This is a genomic window from Evansella vedderi (assembly GCF_030813435.1).
Taxonomy (GTDB): Bacteria; Bacillota; Bacilli; order Bacillales; family Salisediminibacteriaceae; genus Evansella; species Evansella vedderi.
Genome location: NZ_JAUSUG010000030.1, coordinates 1 through 16863, shown reverse-complemented (window position 1 = coordinate 16863; position 16863 = coordinate 1). Strand labels below are relative to the sequence as shown.

Genomic DNA, 16863 nt, shown 5'->3' with positions numbered 1-16863 from the left:
GCCCACAAGCGGGAACTCACAGACGCTTCCTGGAGTAGTTTCTTCGAATAATCGCAGACGTAGGACGTGAGCTGCTCTTAGGTGTAATTGAAGTATTTGAAGCGAAAATCAACATCAAAGTTTAACAGAGCTAATTTCAAAAAAAAACTGCCCCTATAAATAGGGACAGTTCTAGGAGTTTTATTTGGGTGCTACTACTATTCGGCGGTTTGGTTCTTCACCGTCGGAATAGGTTGTTATTCCTTTAACATTTTGAAGTGCAGTATGAATGATCTTTCGCTCATGTGCATTCATTGGTTCTAATCTAACTTCCCTTTTTGTTCGTATTGCTTTATTACTTAAACGAGCAGCTAACGTTTCCAGTGCTTCCTTACGTCGTTCACGATAACCTTCCGCATCTAAATAAATACGTAAGTAATTATCCGATTGGCGATTCGCAACTAGATTTACTAAATATTGTAAAGAGTCTAACGTTTGACCCCTTTTACCAATTAAAACACCGATGTCTACACCAGTTATATTTAGGTAAATACCTTCTTGTCTTTCTTCCTTTTCTACGCTTGCTGAGATACCCATTTTATCAATAGTATCCCGTAAAAATACAATTGCTTCTTTTATTGGATCCGGCTTAAGGAGCATTTCTACAACAGCTGGCTTTCCTCCTAAAATCCCGAATAACCCTTTTTGAGGTTCCTCTAAAACCTTAATCTCTACTTTCTCTCTAGTTGTATCAAGCTTGGTTAAACCTTGTTCAATGGCTTCATCAACAGTTTTCCCTGATACAGTTACTTTTCTCACTAGTTTTTCGCTCCCTTAGGCTCATTTTTATTACCTACATTAGGTCCAGTAATAAAATACGTTTGAACAATCATAAATAAGTTACCGATTACCCAGTATAGAGCAAGTGCTGCTGGGAAGAATGCTGCAAATGCCATAATCATAATAGGCATGAGGTACAGCAGCATTTTCATTTGTGGATTGTCCGTTACCATCATCATTTTTTGTTGAATATACGTTGTTGCCCCAGCAACTAACGGCAAAATGAAGTACGGATCTGCAGCTCCTAATTCAAACCATAAAAACATTTGTGGTTCATAGTGACCGTATTGTACAGGGTCAATATCTGGATTTATTTGCGGTGTACGGATAATTGCATGGTAGAAACCTATCAAAATAGGCATTTGTACAAAAATCGGTAAACAGCCTGCTAATGGATTGACATTATGTTTCTGGAATAATGCCATTGTTTCCTGCTGCAGCTTCTGTTGAGTCTGTTGATCTTTCGCACTGTATTTTTCTCTTAATGCTTGCATTTCCGGTTGTATCGCTTGCATTGCCTTCGTACTCTTTGTTTGTTTAATCATTAATGGAAGAATTAAAATACGAAGTAAGATAGTTACGATAATGATCGCTAAACCATAACTATTATTTAGAGCTTCTGCAATGGTTGTCATTAACCAGGATAATGGATACACGAAATAAGGATCCCAAATCCCATCACTTCCCTCTGTGATCGGTTCGTTTATGTTAAAACAACCAGTCAAAAATAACATCAAACCTACTAATAATAATACTAAACCTAATTTTCTTGCCACCTGATGTCCTCCTAACCTTCCTACACTTAATATATAAAAACGTCATTCTATGAATGACCAAAAAAACAAATCATTAAAAACGTATTGCATTCTATTTTTCTGCATCTGTTACATCCTTTTTGACCGCTTCAGGTACAGGATCAAATCCGCCACGATGAAATGGCTGGCATTTTAATATTCTTTTAATGGTTAACCAAAGTCCCCTAAATACGCCAAATCTCTCAAAAGCCTCCACACTATATTGAGAGCAAGTAGGATAAAATCGGCAAGTTGGAGGGGTATAACGTGAAATAAATCGTTGATAAAAGCGAATACAACCTATAAAAAACCTTTTCACTTATTTTTCACCCCATGTCGAAATGGCCGATTATTAAAAATACCAGCTTTATTTATGACATGATTTAGAGAGGATTTTATTTGAGTTAAATCCATTTCTATAACCGGTTTACGGGCAATAATAACGATATCTTGATTTCCCTTTAGTTTTGGTAAAAATTCTCTTATTGCTTCCCGCATCAAACGCTTTATCTTATTTCTAGTAACCGCATTTCCTAACTTCTTACTAACTGATAAGCCAATACGAGTATGCTCTTGATCTTCCTTCTTTAAATGGTAAACAACAAATTGACGGTTCGCCACAGAGCTCCCCCGATGAAAAACTACTTGGAACTCCTCATTTTTTTTCAGGCGGTTTTCTTTCCTCACCAATTACACCTCATTAACTTGTCCTTATGAAGCTCAAATTACATTATAAAGAAAAACCTGGCTTAAAGCCAACCCTTTCTTATAAACTTCCAATAAAAAACAATATGATTTAAAATTCTTTATAACCTCATTTATGTATTTATTTTTCTTAACTTATACATTATTAAAACTAAACTTTTAGGAGGCTATGTTTAAATAGGAAATCCAGTTAAAAAAAGACCACTGATCATATCAGTGGCCTTTAATTATGCAGATAGTACTTTTCTTCCTTTACGGCGACGGTTTGCTAATACTTTACGTCCGTTTTTAGTACTCATTCTAGCACGAAAACCGTGTACTTTTTTACGTTTACGGTTATTTGGATTAAATGTTGGTTTACCCATTTATAACACCTCCTGCGGTTAAATATACAAAGCGGAAGCACCCTTAGGCGCAAGCTACATTATTCATTGTTGAAAATAATTGGGACTTTCTTATCCATATGATAAAGAGAGTCTTATAAATTATAAGAGACACATATTTCATTGTCAAGTTTTTCACTTATTACTTTTCTCCCTCTCCAGAGATCAACCAGGTTCAAAAAGATTACTAAAGTTAAATTATCCCCTCTCCTCCTAATAAAGAAGATTGTTTTCTAAAAAAGTGCTCCTGCGCCATTTCATTTGCTCGTCGCAGGAAAAAAGTGCTCCTGCGCCACTTCATTTGCTCGTCGCTAAAGTTGCCACCTTTACTTCACCATGCATTTTAAAAAACATATACAAAATTTTCATTATTTTTTTCCACTTCATTTGTGGACAACTTTTTACAAATTTTTCGATTTTCCCACAGACGTTTCGACACGATTTACACAGGATCTTGTGTTGTGGATACTTTTTAAACACAACCTGTTGAATTATGTGGATAACTCAATCAACCCTTTGCTAATTATGAGATAATTTGATAATATATTCTTGTTTTTTCTCGTGGAAAAGTTGTGGTAAAATAATAACTATCCACAACTGTTAACAACTATGTGGATAGTTATAAAGGGGTTCTGTATAAGTTTGTCCACAATTATGTGCATAATGTGTAATAACGTTTTTCTTCTTTATTATATATTTTTCCACATTTTTTGCTATTAATTTTTATACACGTTTATACAAATAGCTTATACATTTGTTGTACAAAACGGATTCTGTGAATAGAATGCGTCTATCTGTTATGGAACAGATCTTGTGTAAGGGAGGGAAAAAAGCTTGGAAAATTTAAACGACCTTTGGGATCAAGCATTAAAGAAAATTGAAGAAAAGGTGAGTAAACCGAGTTTTGATACATGGTTTAAATTCACTAAAGCTGATTCTATCGATCAAAGTACGAATACCATTACTGTAATTGCACCTAATGAATTTGCAAGGGATTGGTTAGAAAACCGCTATTTTGGAATTATTACCGAAACCTTACAAGAGTTAACTGGAGCTGAACTAGAAGCTCGTTTTATACTCCCAAAAGAAGAAAAAAAGGATGATTTTGAACTTTTAGAAAAGGTAAAACCTCAAGTTAAAGCTGAAGTTGCTTCACAGGAAGATACTCCTAAACATATGCTTAACCCTAAATACACATTTGATACCTTTGTTATAGGTAGCGGAAACCGTTTTGCCCATGCTGCTTCATTAGCTGTTGCCGAAGCTCCTGCAAAAGCATATAACCCATTATTTATTTATGGGGGCGTTGGTTTAGGAAAAACCCATTTAATGCATGCCATCGGTCATTATGTAATTGATCATAATCCAGGAGCCAAGGTAGTTTATCTATCTTCTGAAAAATTCACAAATGAATTTATTAATTCTATACGTGATAATAAAGCAGTCAATTTTAGAAATAAATATCGGAACGTGGATGTCCTGCTAATTGATGATATTCAATTTTTGGCTGGAAAAGAACAAACGCAAGAAGAATTTTTCCATACATTCAATGCATTGCATGAAGAGAGAAAACAAATCGTCATATCAAGTGACCGTCCTCCGAAGGAAATTCCTACGCTAGAGGACCGACTTAGATCCCGTTTTGAATGGGGCTTAATTACAGACATTACCCCACCTGATTTAGAAACAAGAATTGCCATCCTACGAAAAAAGGCAAAGGCAGAGAACTTAGATATTCCTAATGAGGTAATGCTTTATATTGCTAACCAAATCGATACGAATATACGAGAACTGGAAGGTGCTCTTATTCGAGTAGTTGCCTATTCTTCCTTAATTAATCAGGATATGAATGCGGATTTAGCAGCCGTTGCACTTAAGGATATTATTCCTAATTCCAAACCAAAAACAATTACGATTCAGGATGTGCAAAAAAAGGTTGCGGAGGCTTTTAATATAAGGGTTGAAGAATTAAAGGCTAAAAAGCGGACAAAAAACGTAGCCTACCCGCGGCAAATTGCTATGTATTTATCAAGGGAGCTCACAGATAACTCTCTTCCTAAAATCGGTAGTGAATTTGGCGGGAGAGACCACACCACAGTTATTCACGCTCACGAAAAAATCTCTAAGTTGTTTACAACGGATACTGATTTACAGCGGCAAATCCAAGAGATTAAAGAACAGTTAAAAATATAAGACTGTGTAAACTGTTAATAACTGTTACAGACTTATCCACACACTATCCACATGTGGAAAACCTTGTCCTATTTGAGTTTATTAACACTTATCCACATACTAACAAGCCTTATTACTATTACTACGAAATTTTTATAAAAAAATAACTATAATATGACAAATTTTCTTGGAAGAAAAGTTTGTTACAATTAACGGAAGAAGAAATGAAAGTGGGGACGGAGAAAATGAAGTTTACTATTCATCGTGATCAATTTGTACAAAGTGTTCAGCATGTTTCCAAAGCAATTTCACCCAGAACAACTATTCCAGTTTTAACAGGGATCAAAATTGAAGCGTCCTTTGATGGGGTTACCTTAACCGGAAGTGACTCCGATATTTCTATCGAATCTTTTATTCCAAAGGAAGACGAAGAATTGCAATTAGTAGATATTGAGGTTCCGGGTAGTATTGTTCTACCAGCTAGGGTTTTTGCGGAAATTGTAAAAAAGCTTCCTGAATCCACAATTGAAGTAATTGTTTCTGATCAAATGACCACTACTTTAAAATCAGGATCATCGGTTTTTAATTTAAATGGACTAGATCCAGAAGAATATCCTCGATTACCTGAAATAGAAGAAGAAAATGTATTTAAATTACCAACGGACTTATTAAAAAATATTATTCGTCAAACTGTATTTGCAGTATCCACTGTGGAGACAAGGCCAATTTTAACTGGTGTTAATTGGTCCATTGAAGATGGACGTCTAACTTGCACAGCAACTGACAGTCATAGACTCGCAATGCGTTATGCAAAGGTGGAAACAAATACTGCTGGTCTGTCTTTTTCTAATGTTGTAATTCCAGGGAAGAGTTTAAACGAATTGAATAAAATACTGGATGATCAAGATGAATGGATTGATATCATCGTTACGGATAACCAAATATTATTTAAAGCAAAGAACTTATTGTTTTTCTCACGCTTATTGGATGGAAACTATCCAGCTACAAAAAACATGATTCCTACTCAATCAAAAACTGGAGTGACATTGGATACGAAAAAGTTTCTACAGGCCATTGAACGTGCCCTACTCCTATCAAGGGATGGAAAGAACAATGTAGTGAACTTAAAAACAATGGAAAATGGAAATTTAGAAATAACATCTGTAACACCAGAAGTAGGTAAGGTAACAGAAGATGTTACTTGTCTTGAATTTACAGGGGAAGAGCTAAGAATTTCCTTTAATGGAAAAAATATTATAGACGCTTTACGAGTAATTGATTCAACAGAAGTAAAAATTGATTTTACAGGTGCCATGAGTCCCTTTGTATTAAAGCCACAAGAACACGATTATATGTTACATTTATTCTCACCAGTAAGAACGTATTAAAGACAACTTGAAACGGTAACTTAGCTGCCGAATTTAGGAAAGAATTTATTCCTTCGGTAGCTTTCTTTTTTCGCGATTGGCGTAATTGTAAATATTTTAGTACAATATAGGTTGAGGTATTTTCGTGATATATTTTTTGATGTTATTAAAAGGCTCTTTTCGTATAGATTGTGTTGTTTTTCGAAACTTATCTTAAGCAAAAGCAATAATCTTTTAGAAAAAAGCTTATCAAAATAGAAAGTGAGTGTGACCCCTTTGGAGCAAAAGGTTAAGATTCAAGAAGATTACATTACATTAGGCCAGATATTAAAAGAGGTCGGTGTGATTAGTACAGGTGGAGCAGCGAAGTGGTTTTTGCAAGAAAATCAGGTTTTCTTAAATGGTGAAGAAGAAAACCGTCGAGGAAAAAAACTGTATCCTGGTGATGTTCTAGTTATTGAAAACTTTGGTACAGTACTAATAGAAAAGGAACAATAGCATTGAGGGAAACTATTGTTTATTAAACAAATAACCCTTCGTGATTACCGAAACTATGATCATCTCGCCTTAAACTTTGAAAACAAAGTAAATGTAATCATTGGAGAAAATGCTCAAGGGAAAACCAATCTGATGGAAGCCATTTATGTACTTGCAATGGCTAAGTCACACCGAACCCCAAAAGATAAAGAATTAATTCGCTGGGATCAGTCCTTTGCTAAAGTGAAAGGACATCTTGAAAATAGAAACGGGCCACTGGATATGGAAGTGGTATTTTCACATAAAGGAAAAAAGGTTAAGCTAAATAAGCTTGAAAAGAAACGATTAAGTGAATATATCGGAACGTGTAATATGGTTATGTTTGCCCCTGAGGATTTGAATCTCGTTAAAGGAAGTCCTCAATTGCGAAGACGTTTCTTAGATATGGAAATGGGACAAATAAACTCTGTTTACTTATACCATTTATCCCAATATCACAGAGTTTTAAAACAACGGAACCAATGGTTAAAGGATGTTTTGCAAAAAAAGCAAAAACAAGACAATACGATGCTGGATGTCATTACAGACCAGTTAATTCAATCTGCCTGCCAAGTCCTTCAAAAGCGATTTGCTTTTGTAAAAAAGCTTGAAACTTGGGCAAAGCCGATTCATAAGGAAATCAGCAGGGGCAAAGAATCTTTAGAAGTGAAGTATATCCCCTCTATTCACGTATCAGATGACATGGATTTGTCGACAATGAGAATAGTAGTGGAAGAAGAGTTTCAACGATTGAGAGACAGAGAGTTAAAACGGGGAACTACTCTTGCAGGTCCCCATCGAGATGATCTTCAATTTGTCGTTAACAACAAAGATATTCAAGTATTCGGATCTCAGGGACAACAAAGAACAACAGCTTTGTCCATTAAATTAGCGGAAATAGAATTGATATACGAAAAGATGGGGGAATACCCTATATTATTATTAGATGATGTTTTATCTGAACTAGACGATTACCGTCAATCCCATTTGCTTAATACCATCCAAGGTAAGGTACAAACGTTTGTAACAACAACTAGTGTCAATGGAATTCACCATCAAACACTGAAAGAAGCTCAGATGTATGAAGTTCATGATGGAAAAATAGAAGTAAAGTGAGGTGGCGGAAATGTTTATTCATTTAGGTGGAGACATGGTTATTCGCTCCCATAAAGTTGTTGCCATTCTTGATTATCAAAGTAAAGGACTGTCAGAGGATAACGAACAATTCCTTCAAGTTAGTCTGGAGAACAAAAGAATTGTGCATATATCTGACGACAAACCTAAATCCATTATTATTACAGAAACAGAAGTCTTTTTGTCTCCTATTTCTTCCCATACTTTAAAAAGAAGAGCAGAAACTATTTCTGTTCTTGAAGAGGAAGAATTTATTTAGTAATTATCCTATCATTTTTTTTATAATTATAACCTTAAACTTTATATAAGGGAGAAATGTTCATTCATTTTTCCCATATTTATGATGGGCTTACAAATAAAAATTGGTAGCCCCAGGAAAATGTTAGTCTGTTTGGAATAAACGGAGTTCCATGGACGAGCAAACGAAGTGGCGCAGGAGCAGTTCGCAGCGAATGATAACCAGATTCGTATTTTCAAGGTAGACCTCCATGCAAGTGAAATTTTCACCATGGAGAATGAAAATGTTTATAGGCATTGGAATGAGCGAAGGTCCGCGAGACTCCTGTGGGAGAATGGCCTAGCCGAGACCCCACAGCGACGAAGTCGCGAGGAGGCTTGGCAGGTCACCCACGGAAAGGGAGCGGACTGTAGCGAATGAACAACAAGATTTGTATTTTCAGGGTAGACAATTTAATTTCGAAGAAGGATGTTCTTCTTTTCTGTTGATATATATAATTGTTGCAGTTCTGCTGCAAAGAAAAGCGTAGGTGAAGAAAGTGACGATCGAACAACAATCCTATGATGAAAGTCAAATTCAAGTATTAGAAGGCTTAGAAGCGGTTCGTAAACGACCTGGTATGTATATTGGTTCAACCAGTGTTCGTGGACTGCATCATTTAGTTTGGGAAATAGTTGATAATAGTATTGACGAAGCAATGGGCGGTTATTGTGATACCATTCGCGTTACTATCGAAGAAGATAATAGCATAACTGTAGAGGATAATGGACGTGGTATACCAGTTGGTATTCATGAAAAAATGGGCCGTCCCGCTGTAGAGGTTATTATGACAGTGCTCCATGCAGGTGGTAAATTTGGCGGCGGCGGATACAAAGTTTCTGGTGGTTTGCATGGTGTAGGTGCTTCTGTTGTTAACGCCCTTTCCGATTTTTTAGAGGTAAACGTACATTTAGATGGAAAAATTCATTATCAGAAATTCGAACGAGGTGTCCCAGCAGCTGATTTAGCAGTTGTTGGTGAGACTGACAAAACAGGAACCATCATTCATTTTAAGCCAGATGCTGAAATTTTTACTGAAACGACTGAGTATGATTATGATACTTTAGCTAATCGATTAAGGGAATTAGCTTTCTTAAACCGTGGGTTACGCATTTTTATAACTGATAAGCGTGGAGAAGGAAAGTCGGCAGAATATCATTATGAAGGTGGCATCTCTTCCTTCGTGGAGCATTTGAACCGTACAAAAGAACCAATCCATGAGCCGCCTGTCTTTATTGAAAGTGAAAAAGATGGACTTTCCGTTGAAATTGCTATGCAATACAACGATGGGTTTGCCAGTAATATTTATTCCTTTGCAAATAACATTAATACCCACGAGGGTGGTACCCATGAATCCGGGTTTAAGACAGCCTTAACACGGGTTATTAATGACTATGCTCGAAAAAATAATTTATTTAAAGAAACAGATCCTAACTTAATTGGAGATGACGTAAGAGAAGGCTTAACAGCAATTATTTCCGTTAAAATTCCAGACCCTCAGTTTGAAGGACAAACAAAAACAAAGCTAGGGAATAGTGAAGCACGTACCATTACAGACTCGTTATTTTCAGAACACATGGCCAAATATATGGCTGAAAATCCAAATGTAGCCCGAAAAATTGTGGAAAAGGGTATAATGGCCTCACGAGCAAGGGATGCAGCTAAAAAGGCACGGGAATTAACCCGCCGTAAATCTGCATTAGAGGTAAGTTCATTACCTGGTAAATTAGCTGATTGTTCTTCGAAAGATGCATCCATTAGCGAGCTTTATATCGTAGAGGGTGACTCTGCTGGTGGATCTGCGAAGCAGGGGCGTGACCGTCATTTCCAAGCAATTTTACCTTTACGTGGAAAAATTATTAACGTAGAGAAATCCCGTTTAGATAAAATTTTAGGTAACAATGAGGTACGAGCTATTATAACTGCATTAGGTACTGGAATCGGTGGAGACTTTGATATTACTAAAGCGAGATATCATAAAATTATTATCATGACCGATGCCGATGTAGATGGTGCCCATATCCGAACATTGTTATTAACGTTTTTCTACCGTTATATGCGTCCATTAATTGAAGAGGGCTATGTTTATATTGCACAACCACCTTTATACAAGATCCAGCAAGGGAAGCAAATTCACTACGCTTATAACGATAAAGAAATGGATCGTATTATGAGTGAACTCCCAGCTAATCCAAAACCGGGAATCCAGCGATATAAAGGTCTCGGAGAGATGAATCCAACCCAGCTATGGGAGACAACCATGGATCCAGCAACAAGAACTACTTTGCAAGTAGCTCTTGCAGATGCAATGGTAGCAGATGAAATCTTTGAAACATTAATGGGTGATAAAGTAGAACCACGCCGAGATTTCATTCAGGCCAATGCCCAATACGTAAAGAACTTAGATATATAGAAAAACGGAACTGCAATTAAATAACATCTACTTCATGATTGTACACAGGACCATGCAGCATAGGGCTGCATGGTTATGTACGTTAAAATATATAATAATGCTTATCATTCTATAAACATTGAAAAGTATTCATTTGTTGTTTTGAATAGTTTTTTGCTTTTTATATCTCGAAGGAGTGAAAGGCGGAGACTCCAGCGATGAGCGTTTACTTTACGAGTAAGCTACGAAGCGATGCTTGGAGAGGTAGAGACGGGACTAAAGGCTGAAGAGTTGCCCGCGGAACCAGGATGGTGACATTACGTCTGTAACGAATTCGAATGATTTTTATCTTTTCCAGTTCCAAAAAAAAAGTATGTTTTTTAGCAGAAAGTAATCTGTTTGAATTAGGTGAACGGAGGTACAAGGAATGTCTGAACAAGACCAATCAAGAGTGAAAGAAATAAATATTAGTCAGGAAATGAAATCATCCTTTATGGATTACGCTATGAGTGTTATCGTAAGTCGTGCCCTTCCTGATGTGAGAGATGGTTTAAAGCCTGTTCACCGCCGTATTTTATATGCGATGAATGAATTAGGAATGACTTCTGATAAGGCGTATAAAAAGTCTGCCCGTATCGTTGGGGAAGTTATCGGTAAGTATCATCCTCATGGTGACTCGGCTGTATATGAAACAATGGTTCGTATGGCACAAGATTTCAGTTATCGTTATATGCTCGTTGACGGTCATGGTAACTTTGGTTCTATCGATGGTGATGCAGCTGCAGCAATGCGATATACAGAAGCTAGAATGTCAAAAATATCGATGGAGCTTGTCCGTGATATTAATAAAGATACGATCGATTATCAGGAAAACTATGATGGTTCAGAATCAGAACCTATTGTCCTTCCAGCACGTTTTCCTAATTTACTAGTGAATGGTACTTCTGGTATTGCTGTTGGTATGGCTACCAACATACCTCCACATCAATTAGGTGAAGTTATTGATGGGGTACTAGCACTCAGTGAGAATCCTAATATAACAAGTTCAGAATTGATGGAATATATTCCCGGACCTGACTTCCCTACCGGTGCTGAAATTGTAGGTATCTCAGGTATTCGACGTGCATACGAAACTGGGAAAGGCTCCATTACAATCCGTGCAAAAGCTGAAATTGAAGATAATAACGGCAAACCGCGCATTATTGTTAATGAAATTCCATACCAAGTAAATAAGGCACGATTAATCGAGAAAATTGCGGAGCTAGTAAGGGAAAAGAAGCTAGATGGAATTACAGATCTTCGCGATGAATCAGATAGAAACGGTATGCGAATCGTTATTGAATTAAGACGGGATGTTAATGCCAATGTCTTATTAAACAACTTATATAAACAAACGGCACTACAAACGAGCTTTGGTATTAATATGCTGGCCCTTGTGGGTGGACAGCCTAAAATACTTTCACTTAAGGAAGTACTCTATCATTACCTAGAGCATCAACGTGTGGTTATACGTCGTAGAACTGCTTTCGAATTGAAAAAAGCAGAAGCTCGCGCTCATATATTAGAAGGTCTGCGTATTGCTTTAGACCACATTGATGAAATTATTGCCTTGATCCGGGGCTCTGAAACAACAGATATCGCAAGACAAGGGTTAATGGAGCAATTTAACCTAAGTCACGATCAAGCACAAGCTATTTTAGATATGCGTCTCCAACGCTTAACAGGCTTGGAGCGGGACAAAATCGAATCGGAATATCAAGAGCTTGTTGAGAAAATCAAAGAGTTGAAAGCTATCTTGGCAGACGATGAGAAGGTTCTTGAAATCATTCGTGAAGAATTAATAGAAATTAAAGAACGCTTTAACGATGAAAGAAGAACAACGATTACCCTTGGAGAAGATAGTTTAGAGGATGAAGATCTCATTCCACGTCAAAACGTTGTTATTACCCTATCCCATAATGGCTACATTAAGCGAATTCCACTTTCAACGTACCGTAGTCAAAAACGTGGTGGCCGTGGAGTTCAAGGAATGGGTACCCATGATGATGATTTTGTTCAACATCTATTTATTACCAACTCACATGATCATCTCTTATTCTTCTCTAACAAAGGAAAGGTATATCGCCTAAAGGGATATGAAATTCCTTCCTTTAGCAGAACGGCAAAGGGAATCCCAATCATTAACCTGTTGCAAATTGATAAGGATGAGTACATTAGTACCGTAATCCCAATTCAAGAATTTGATGAGGATCGCTATCTCTTCTTTATGACGAAGGATGGTGTAGCGAAACGTACTCAGTTAGTGGCATTCTCTAATATTCGTAAGGGTGGACTATTTGCTATTAATCTTCGTGAGGGAGATGAGCTTCATGGTGTCCGTTTAACAGATGGATCTAAAGAGATCATTGCTGGTACGCGAAAAGGTATGTCCATTCGTTTCCATGAAACGGATGTCCGCTTAATGGGACGTACAGCAACAGGTGTTAAGGGTGTAACGTTACAAGAGGATGACCAGGTTGTTGGGATGGATATAATTGAGGAAAATCAACAAGTGCTGATCGTTACGGAAAAAGGCTTTGGTAAGCGTACGCCAGTGGAGGATTATCGAATTCAAACACGTGGTGGTAAAGGGATAAAAACATGTAATATTACCGATAAAAATGGGGATTTAGTGTCCCTTAAGGTGGTCTCTGATGATCATGATTTAATGATAATTACTAACTCGGGTGTTATCATTCGAATGCATGTTAATGAGATCTCCGTAACGGGCCGTAATACGCAAGGTGTTCGTCTTATCCGTGTAGCTGAGGAAGAAAAGGTCTCTACGGTTGCCCGGGTAAATATTGACGAGGACGATGAAGTAATGGATGATATGGAAAACACTGAGGAAGAATCTTCAGAAGAAGCAGTTGACAATGAAGAAACGAATAATGTTGAAGAAGTAGAGGGAGAAGAGGAATAGTCCCCTAACTATTTATGCTGTCTAGGTAAAATACTTAGGCAGCTTTTTTTTGAATAAGGGAAGTCCAATAAACGGAGGAGATAGGGCAACCCGCTGAACCTAAAATAAAATTCATATTATTACTCAACTTTCGCAGACTGAAATAGGCAGGTATGCCTTGATATAATTAGGTAAGCCTGCGATCCATTGTTGTAATTGACTTTTGATTAACTTTTGTATTTTTTTATTAGTCGCTTTTAGGGTATCTTCAAGAAGCTCGATTAATTGCTGTAATGCAATAGCCCAATCGAGCTCACTGATTTCATCACAAAGCTCATAAAGCATGCCACCTAATGTTCTTTGGTCCGTACTGCAGCGGTTTTGCCAAGATAGCACAATGTATCGTGCGAAGACAATGGTTGTATGACTAATTAAGGAGTCGTATGAACGACTTTGAAACTCCTTCTGGAGTTTTAATAAGGACTTAGTGGTTTTAAAGAAAACCTCAATGTCCCAACGCATTCCGTATATACGGATGATGTCTTGATCACTCAATGTGCAATCTGTACTTAAAATGGCTAACCACTCGCTTTTTTTATTGCGATTACGAACAAAGATAACTTTGACAGGAACATCATTAGCTTGAGTAGTATGAATGGAACGAAGTAATCCCTTCTTCCCTTCGACAGGTGTAGCTAGACAATAGAGTTCTTTCAGACTCACTCGTTTGCCATTTACAAGGTAGCGTTGTTTTAGATTCTTCACCATACCAATGACATCAAGACCTTGTTCTTTTATGTCTTTAATTAATGGTTGGTAGGTAAACCATGTATCCATTAATACGTAGGAGGCATCTATTCCAGCATTCATAGCGCGTTGGATCATATCAGGTATTTGCTCAGGTGCAGTTTGTAGAGCTTCAATTCGTCGTTTGTAGCCGCAACTACGCTTATCAACTTTCGTTGATATTCCGTTAATTCGACTTTTCGTAGAACTTAATAACGAAAAATCAACTGGAATAAAGGTTGCACCATCTGTCCATCCAAGAGTAAGCATACGAAAACCTTTATAAAAGCAGATTTTTTGAGAAGCATGATCAAAACAACGTGCTAGTAATTCTACTGACTTACTACGATTTCGGTTATAGGAAGAATCGTCTAAAACCAATACTTTAGGGCGATTGTGATCCGTAAGTTTTGTAACTTTTCCAATCGTGTGAGCACTAAGGAACGTTAAGAAACGTCTCCACGAAAAAGTAGATTGATTCAAGAAACGATAAACGGTATCTTTTGCTGGTAAATCGGTAGATTTGATACTTTCTAAAGTTCGAAACCAGTTCTTGTTTTCAAAGATTAAACAAAAAATTAATTGAAATAGGTAAGAACAAGAAAAGCCAAAGGACTTTGTAATGCCAGCTTTTCGAAGGTGTTTTAATACATGTAATTCTTTAAAGGTCGATTTAAGTTCATTTGGTAGTTGCTTATTTTGGTCATTATTCGCTATCATATAGGAGACACCTCTTCTGTATGGTATGTGTGATTCTAGTCAAATCAACTATACCAAACGATGGGGTGTTTTTTCATGCATAATTTTCCTGTCAATGACCATACTTGAACGACTTCTAGCTTTAGAGCCAATTAATACTATCAACTTTTTCTATGTGCGAAAGTTGAGTTATTATTAAAGACCTGCCAATTTAAATCGGCAGGTCTTTAATTAAGGGGTATTACAATATTTTTCAAAATAAATTTTATATTAATGACAAAAATAAATAATTTTAGTTTAAAATCTAATTATAAATTAATCAAGATAGGCTCCCTATTAAATGGGCTGTGATAAAAGGAGGGGTCAAAATGAAAGTGAAAACTGAGTATTTAGTTCCAGGAGTTATTTTATCTGATGATGTCTATATTCGTACAACTTCACCTATTATAAAAAAGAAAACAGTATTAAGCGATGAACATATAAATATCTTAAAGAAGTTTCTTGTTTCTGATGTTCTAGTAGAATTAAAGCTTGTTGATGGAACAGCATATAAGCCACAGGATACTTTGAAAGAGGAGAATCTAGATAAGATAGATAAGAAAAATAATTTCATAGATCAATTCCTTTTTGCTGTACAGCAATATAAGAAGCTATTTACCCATTGGCAAGGTGGTGCCAAAGTTGATGCCTATACCGTAAGAAAAATCTTTTTACCACTTTATGAGACAAATCCTAGTAAAGAAGATTTATTACAATTACATCACTATGGCACAAAAAATGACTACATTTACTTTCATTCTTTAGCAGTTAGCATATTGAGCTCATCCTTAGGCAAGAAAATAGGGCTTTCCAATGGAGAGATAATTCAACTAGGTTTATCGGGGCTTTTGGCCGATTGTGGTATGGCTAAATTAGCCTTTAATGTTTTTGAAAAAAAAGCTCCATTATCTATTGATGAATATGAAGAGGTGAAAAATCATCCACTATTAAGTTACAAAATGTTAGAGGATGTTCCTGGATTTTCTAAGGGTGCTTTATTAGGAGTTATTCAACACCATGAGAGGGAAAATGGAAGCGGGTATCCTATGAAGATAAAAGGGAAGAAGATGCACCTATTTGCAAAAATAATTATAATATGCGATATCTACCATGCTATGACCTCCGAAAGACACTATAGAGCAAAGCAGTCACCGTATAAGGTAATCGAATCTTTAAAGAAAGATCAGTTTGGAAAAATTGATCATATTGTATTAAGTTCCTTTATCAATATGATGCTAAACTTAACGATTGGGAAAAAAGTACGTTTAAATAATGGCTTAGTAGGGGAAGTAATTTTTATAAATGAAAATGAGCCAACAAGACCAATGATAAATGTTGAAAACGACAAAATGTTTAATTTAACGAGTCATCCAGAGGTATTTATTGAAGAAGTGTTTTAGGATAGGGAAAGTTAAGAAAATGAAAGAATGGAATTTCAAATTTTTAACAGTAGAAAAGAATTAGTTTCAATGATATAGTATTAATTCGACCCCATCAACAGATCAAAATCAATTATTATTTTTTTAAAAAATAATGTTGACTGAATTGATCTTAGGTGGTAAGATAACACTTGTCGCTAAAAAAAACGACAAAACAACTCAAGAAAGTTAAAAAAGTTATTGACAAACAATCGTTAAACTTGATATAATATAAGAGTTGTCGCAAAAAAGAAGTTTGACCTTTGAAAACTAAACAAAAAGCCAAGCGAAGTGGGATATAAAAGTCGTATTTATACGACCGATCAAATATCCCGTCAATGAATTTTTAAATTAGCCAGTTTAACTGGTTTTGATGTCAGAACATCAAGCTCAACACTTTATTGGAGAGTTTGATCCTGGC

Annotated in this window: 14 protein-coding genes; 8 read left to right on the top strand and 6 right to left on the bottom strand. The window is 36.3% G+C overall.

Features of this window, described 5'->3' with window-relative positions:
- Positions 1–180: 180 nt before the first annotated feature.
- The 5 genes from jag to rpmH form a co-directional block, all read right to left on the bottom strand.
- Positions 181–798 carry an RNA-binding cell elongation regulator Jag/EloR gene (gene jag / locus J2S74_RS24525; RefSeq protein ID WP_307331492.1) on the bottom strand — a complete coding sequence of 206 codons (618 nt, stop codon included), beginning with the start codon at positions 796–798 and terminating at the stop codon, positions 181–183.
- Positions 798–1595 carry a YidC family membrane integrase SpoIIIJ gene (spoIIIJ, locus tag J2S74_RS24520; RefSeq protein ID WP_307331489.1) on the bottom strand — a complete coding sequence of 266 codons (798 nt, stop codon included), beginning with the start codon at positions 1593–1595 and terminating at the stop codon, positions 798–800. Before spoIIIJ ends, jag begins: the two co-directional genes overlap by 1 nt.
- A 91-nt stretch (positions 1596–1686) precedes the next feature.
- On the bottom strand, positions 1687–1932 hold the full coding sequence (gene yidD / locus J2S74_RS24515) for a membrane protein insertion efficiency factor YidD (RefSeq protein WP_307331486.1): 246 nt from the start codon (positions 1930–1932) through the stop codon (positions 1687–1689).
- On the bottom strand, positions 1929–2300 hold the full coding sequence (gene rnpA / locus J2S74_RS24510) for a ribonuclease P protein component (protein WP_307331484.1): 372 nt from the start codon (positions 2298–2300) through the stop codon (positions 1929–1931). Before rnpA ends, yidD begins: the two co-directional genes overlap by 4 nt.
- Positions 2301–2545: 245 nt before the next feature.
- Positions 2546–2683 carry a 50S ribosomal protein L34 gene (gene rpmH, locus J2S74_RS24505; protein WP_096186090.1) on the bottom strand — a complete coding sequence of 46 codons (138 nt, stop codon included), beginning with the start codon at positions 2681–2683 and terminating at the stop codon, positions 2546–2548.
- Positions 2684–3535: 852 nt separating this feature from the next.
- On the opposite strand from rpmH, the gene dnaA reads away from it, so the two are divergent.
- From dnaA to gyrA, 7 genes are all read left to right on the top strand, one after another.
- On the top strand, positions 3536–4894 hold the full coding sequence (gene dnaA / locus J2S74_RS24500) for a chromosomal replication initiator protein DnaA (protein ID WP_307331478.1): 1359 nt from the start codon (positions 3536–3538) through the stop codon (positions 4892–4894).
- Positions 4895–5118: 224 nt separating this feature from the next.
- Entirely contained in the window at positions 5119–6261 is a 1143-nt protein-coding gene (dnaN, locus tag J2S74_RS24495; protein ID WP_307331587.1) for a DNA polymerase III subunit beta, read from the top strand.
- 246 nt (positions 6262–6507) lie between these two features.
- Positions 6508–6738 carry a S4 domain-containing protein YaaA gene (gene yaaA, locus J2S74_RS24490; protein ID WP_370876070.1) on the top strand — a complete coding sequence of 77 codons (231 nt, stop codon included), beginning with the start codon at positions 6508–6510 and terminating at the stop codon, positions 6736–6738.
- 15 nt (positions 6739–6753) lie between these two features.
- The gene (gene recF / locus J2S74_RS24485) at positions 6754–7872 is read left to right on the top strand and encodes a DNA replication/repair protein RecF (protein WP_307331473.1); all 1119 of its coding nucleotides are present in this window, start codon (positions 6754–6756) and stop codon (positions 7870–7872) included.
- Between the two features lie 10 nt (positions 7873–7882).
- Positions 7883–8149, top strand: a complete 267-nt coding sequence (gene remB, locus J2S74_RS24480; protein WP_307331471.1) for an extracellular matrix regulator RemB — start codon at positions 7883–7885, stop codon at positions 8147–8149.
- A 517-nt stretch (positions 8150–8666) separates the two neighbouring features.
- Positions 8667–10580 (top strand): DNA topoisomerase (ATP-hydrolyzing) subunit B, encoded by a 1914-nt coding sequence (gene gyrB / locus J2S74_RS24475; RefSeq protein ID WP_307331468.1) that lies wholly within the window; start codon positions 8667–8669, stop codon positions 10578–10580.
- Positions 10581–10986: 406 nt separating this feature from the next.
- Complete coding sequence (gene gyrA, locus J2S74_RS24470) at positions 10987–13521, top strand: DNA gyrase subunit A (protein WP_307331465.1); 2535 nt, start codon at positions 10987–10989, stop codon at positions 13519–13521.
- A gap of 123 nt (positions 13522–13644) precedes the next feature.
- On the opposite strand, the gene J2S74_RS24465 is transcribed toward gyrA, so the two are convergent.
- Complete coding sequence (locus J2S74_RS24465; protein WP_307331462.1) at positions 13645–15006, bottom strand: IS4 family transposase; 1362 nt, start codon at positions 15004–15006, stop codon at positions 13645–13647.
- Positions 15007–15353: 347 nt separating this feature from the next.
- Between J2S74_RS24465 and J2S74_RS24460 the strand changes: the two genes are divergently transcribed.
- Entirely contained in the window at positions 15354–16424 is a 1071-nt protein-coding gene (locus J2S74_RS24460; protein WP_307331459.1) for an HD-GYP domain-containing protein, read from the top strand.
- Positions 16425–16863: the final 439 nt, after the last annotated feature.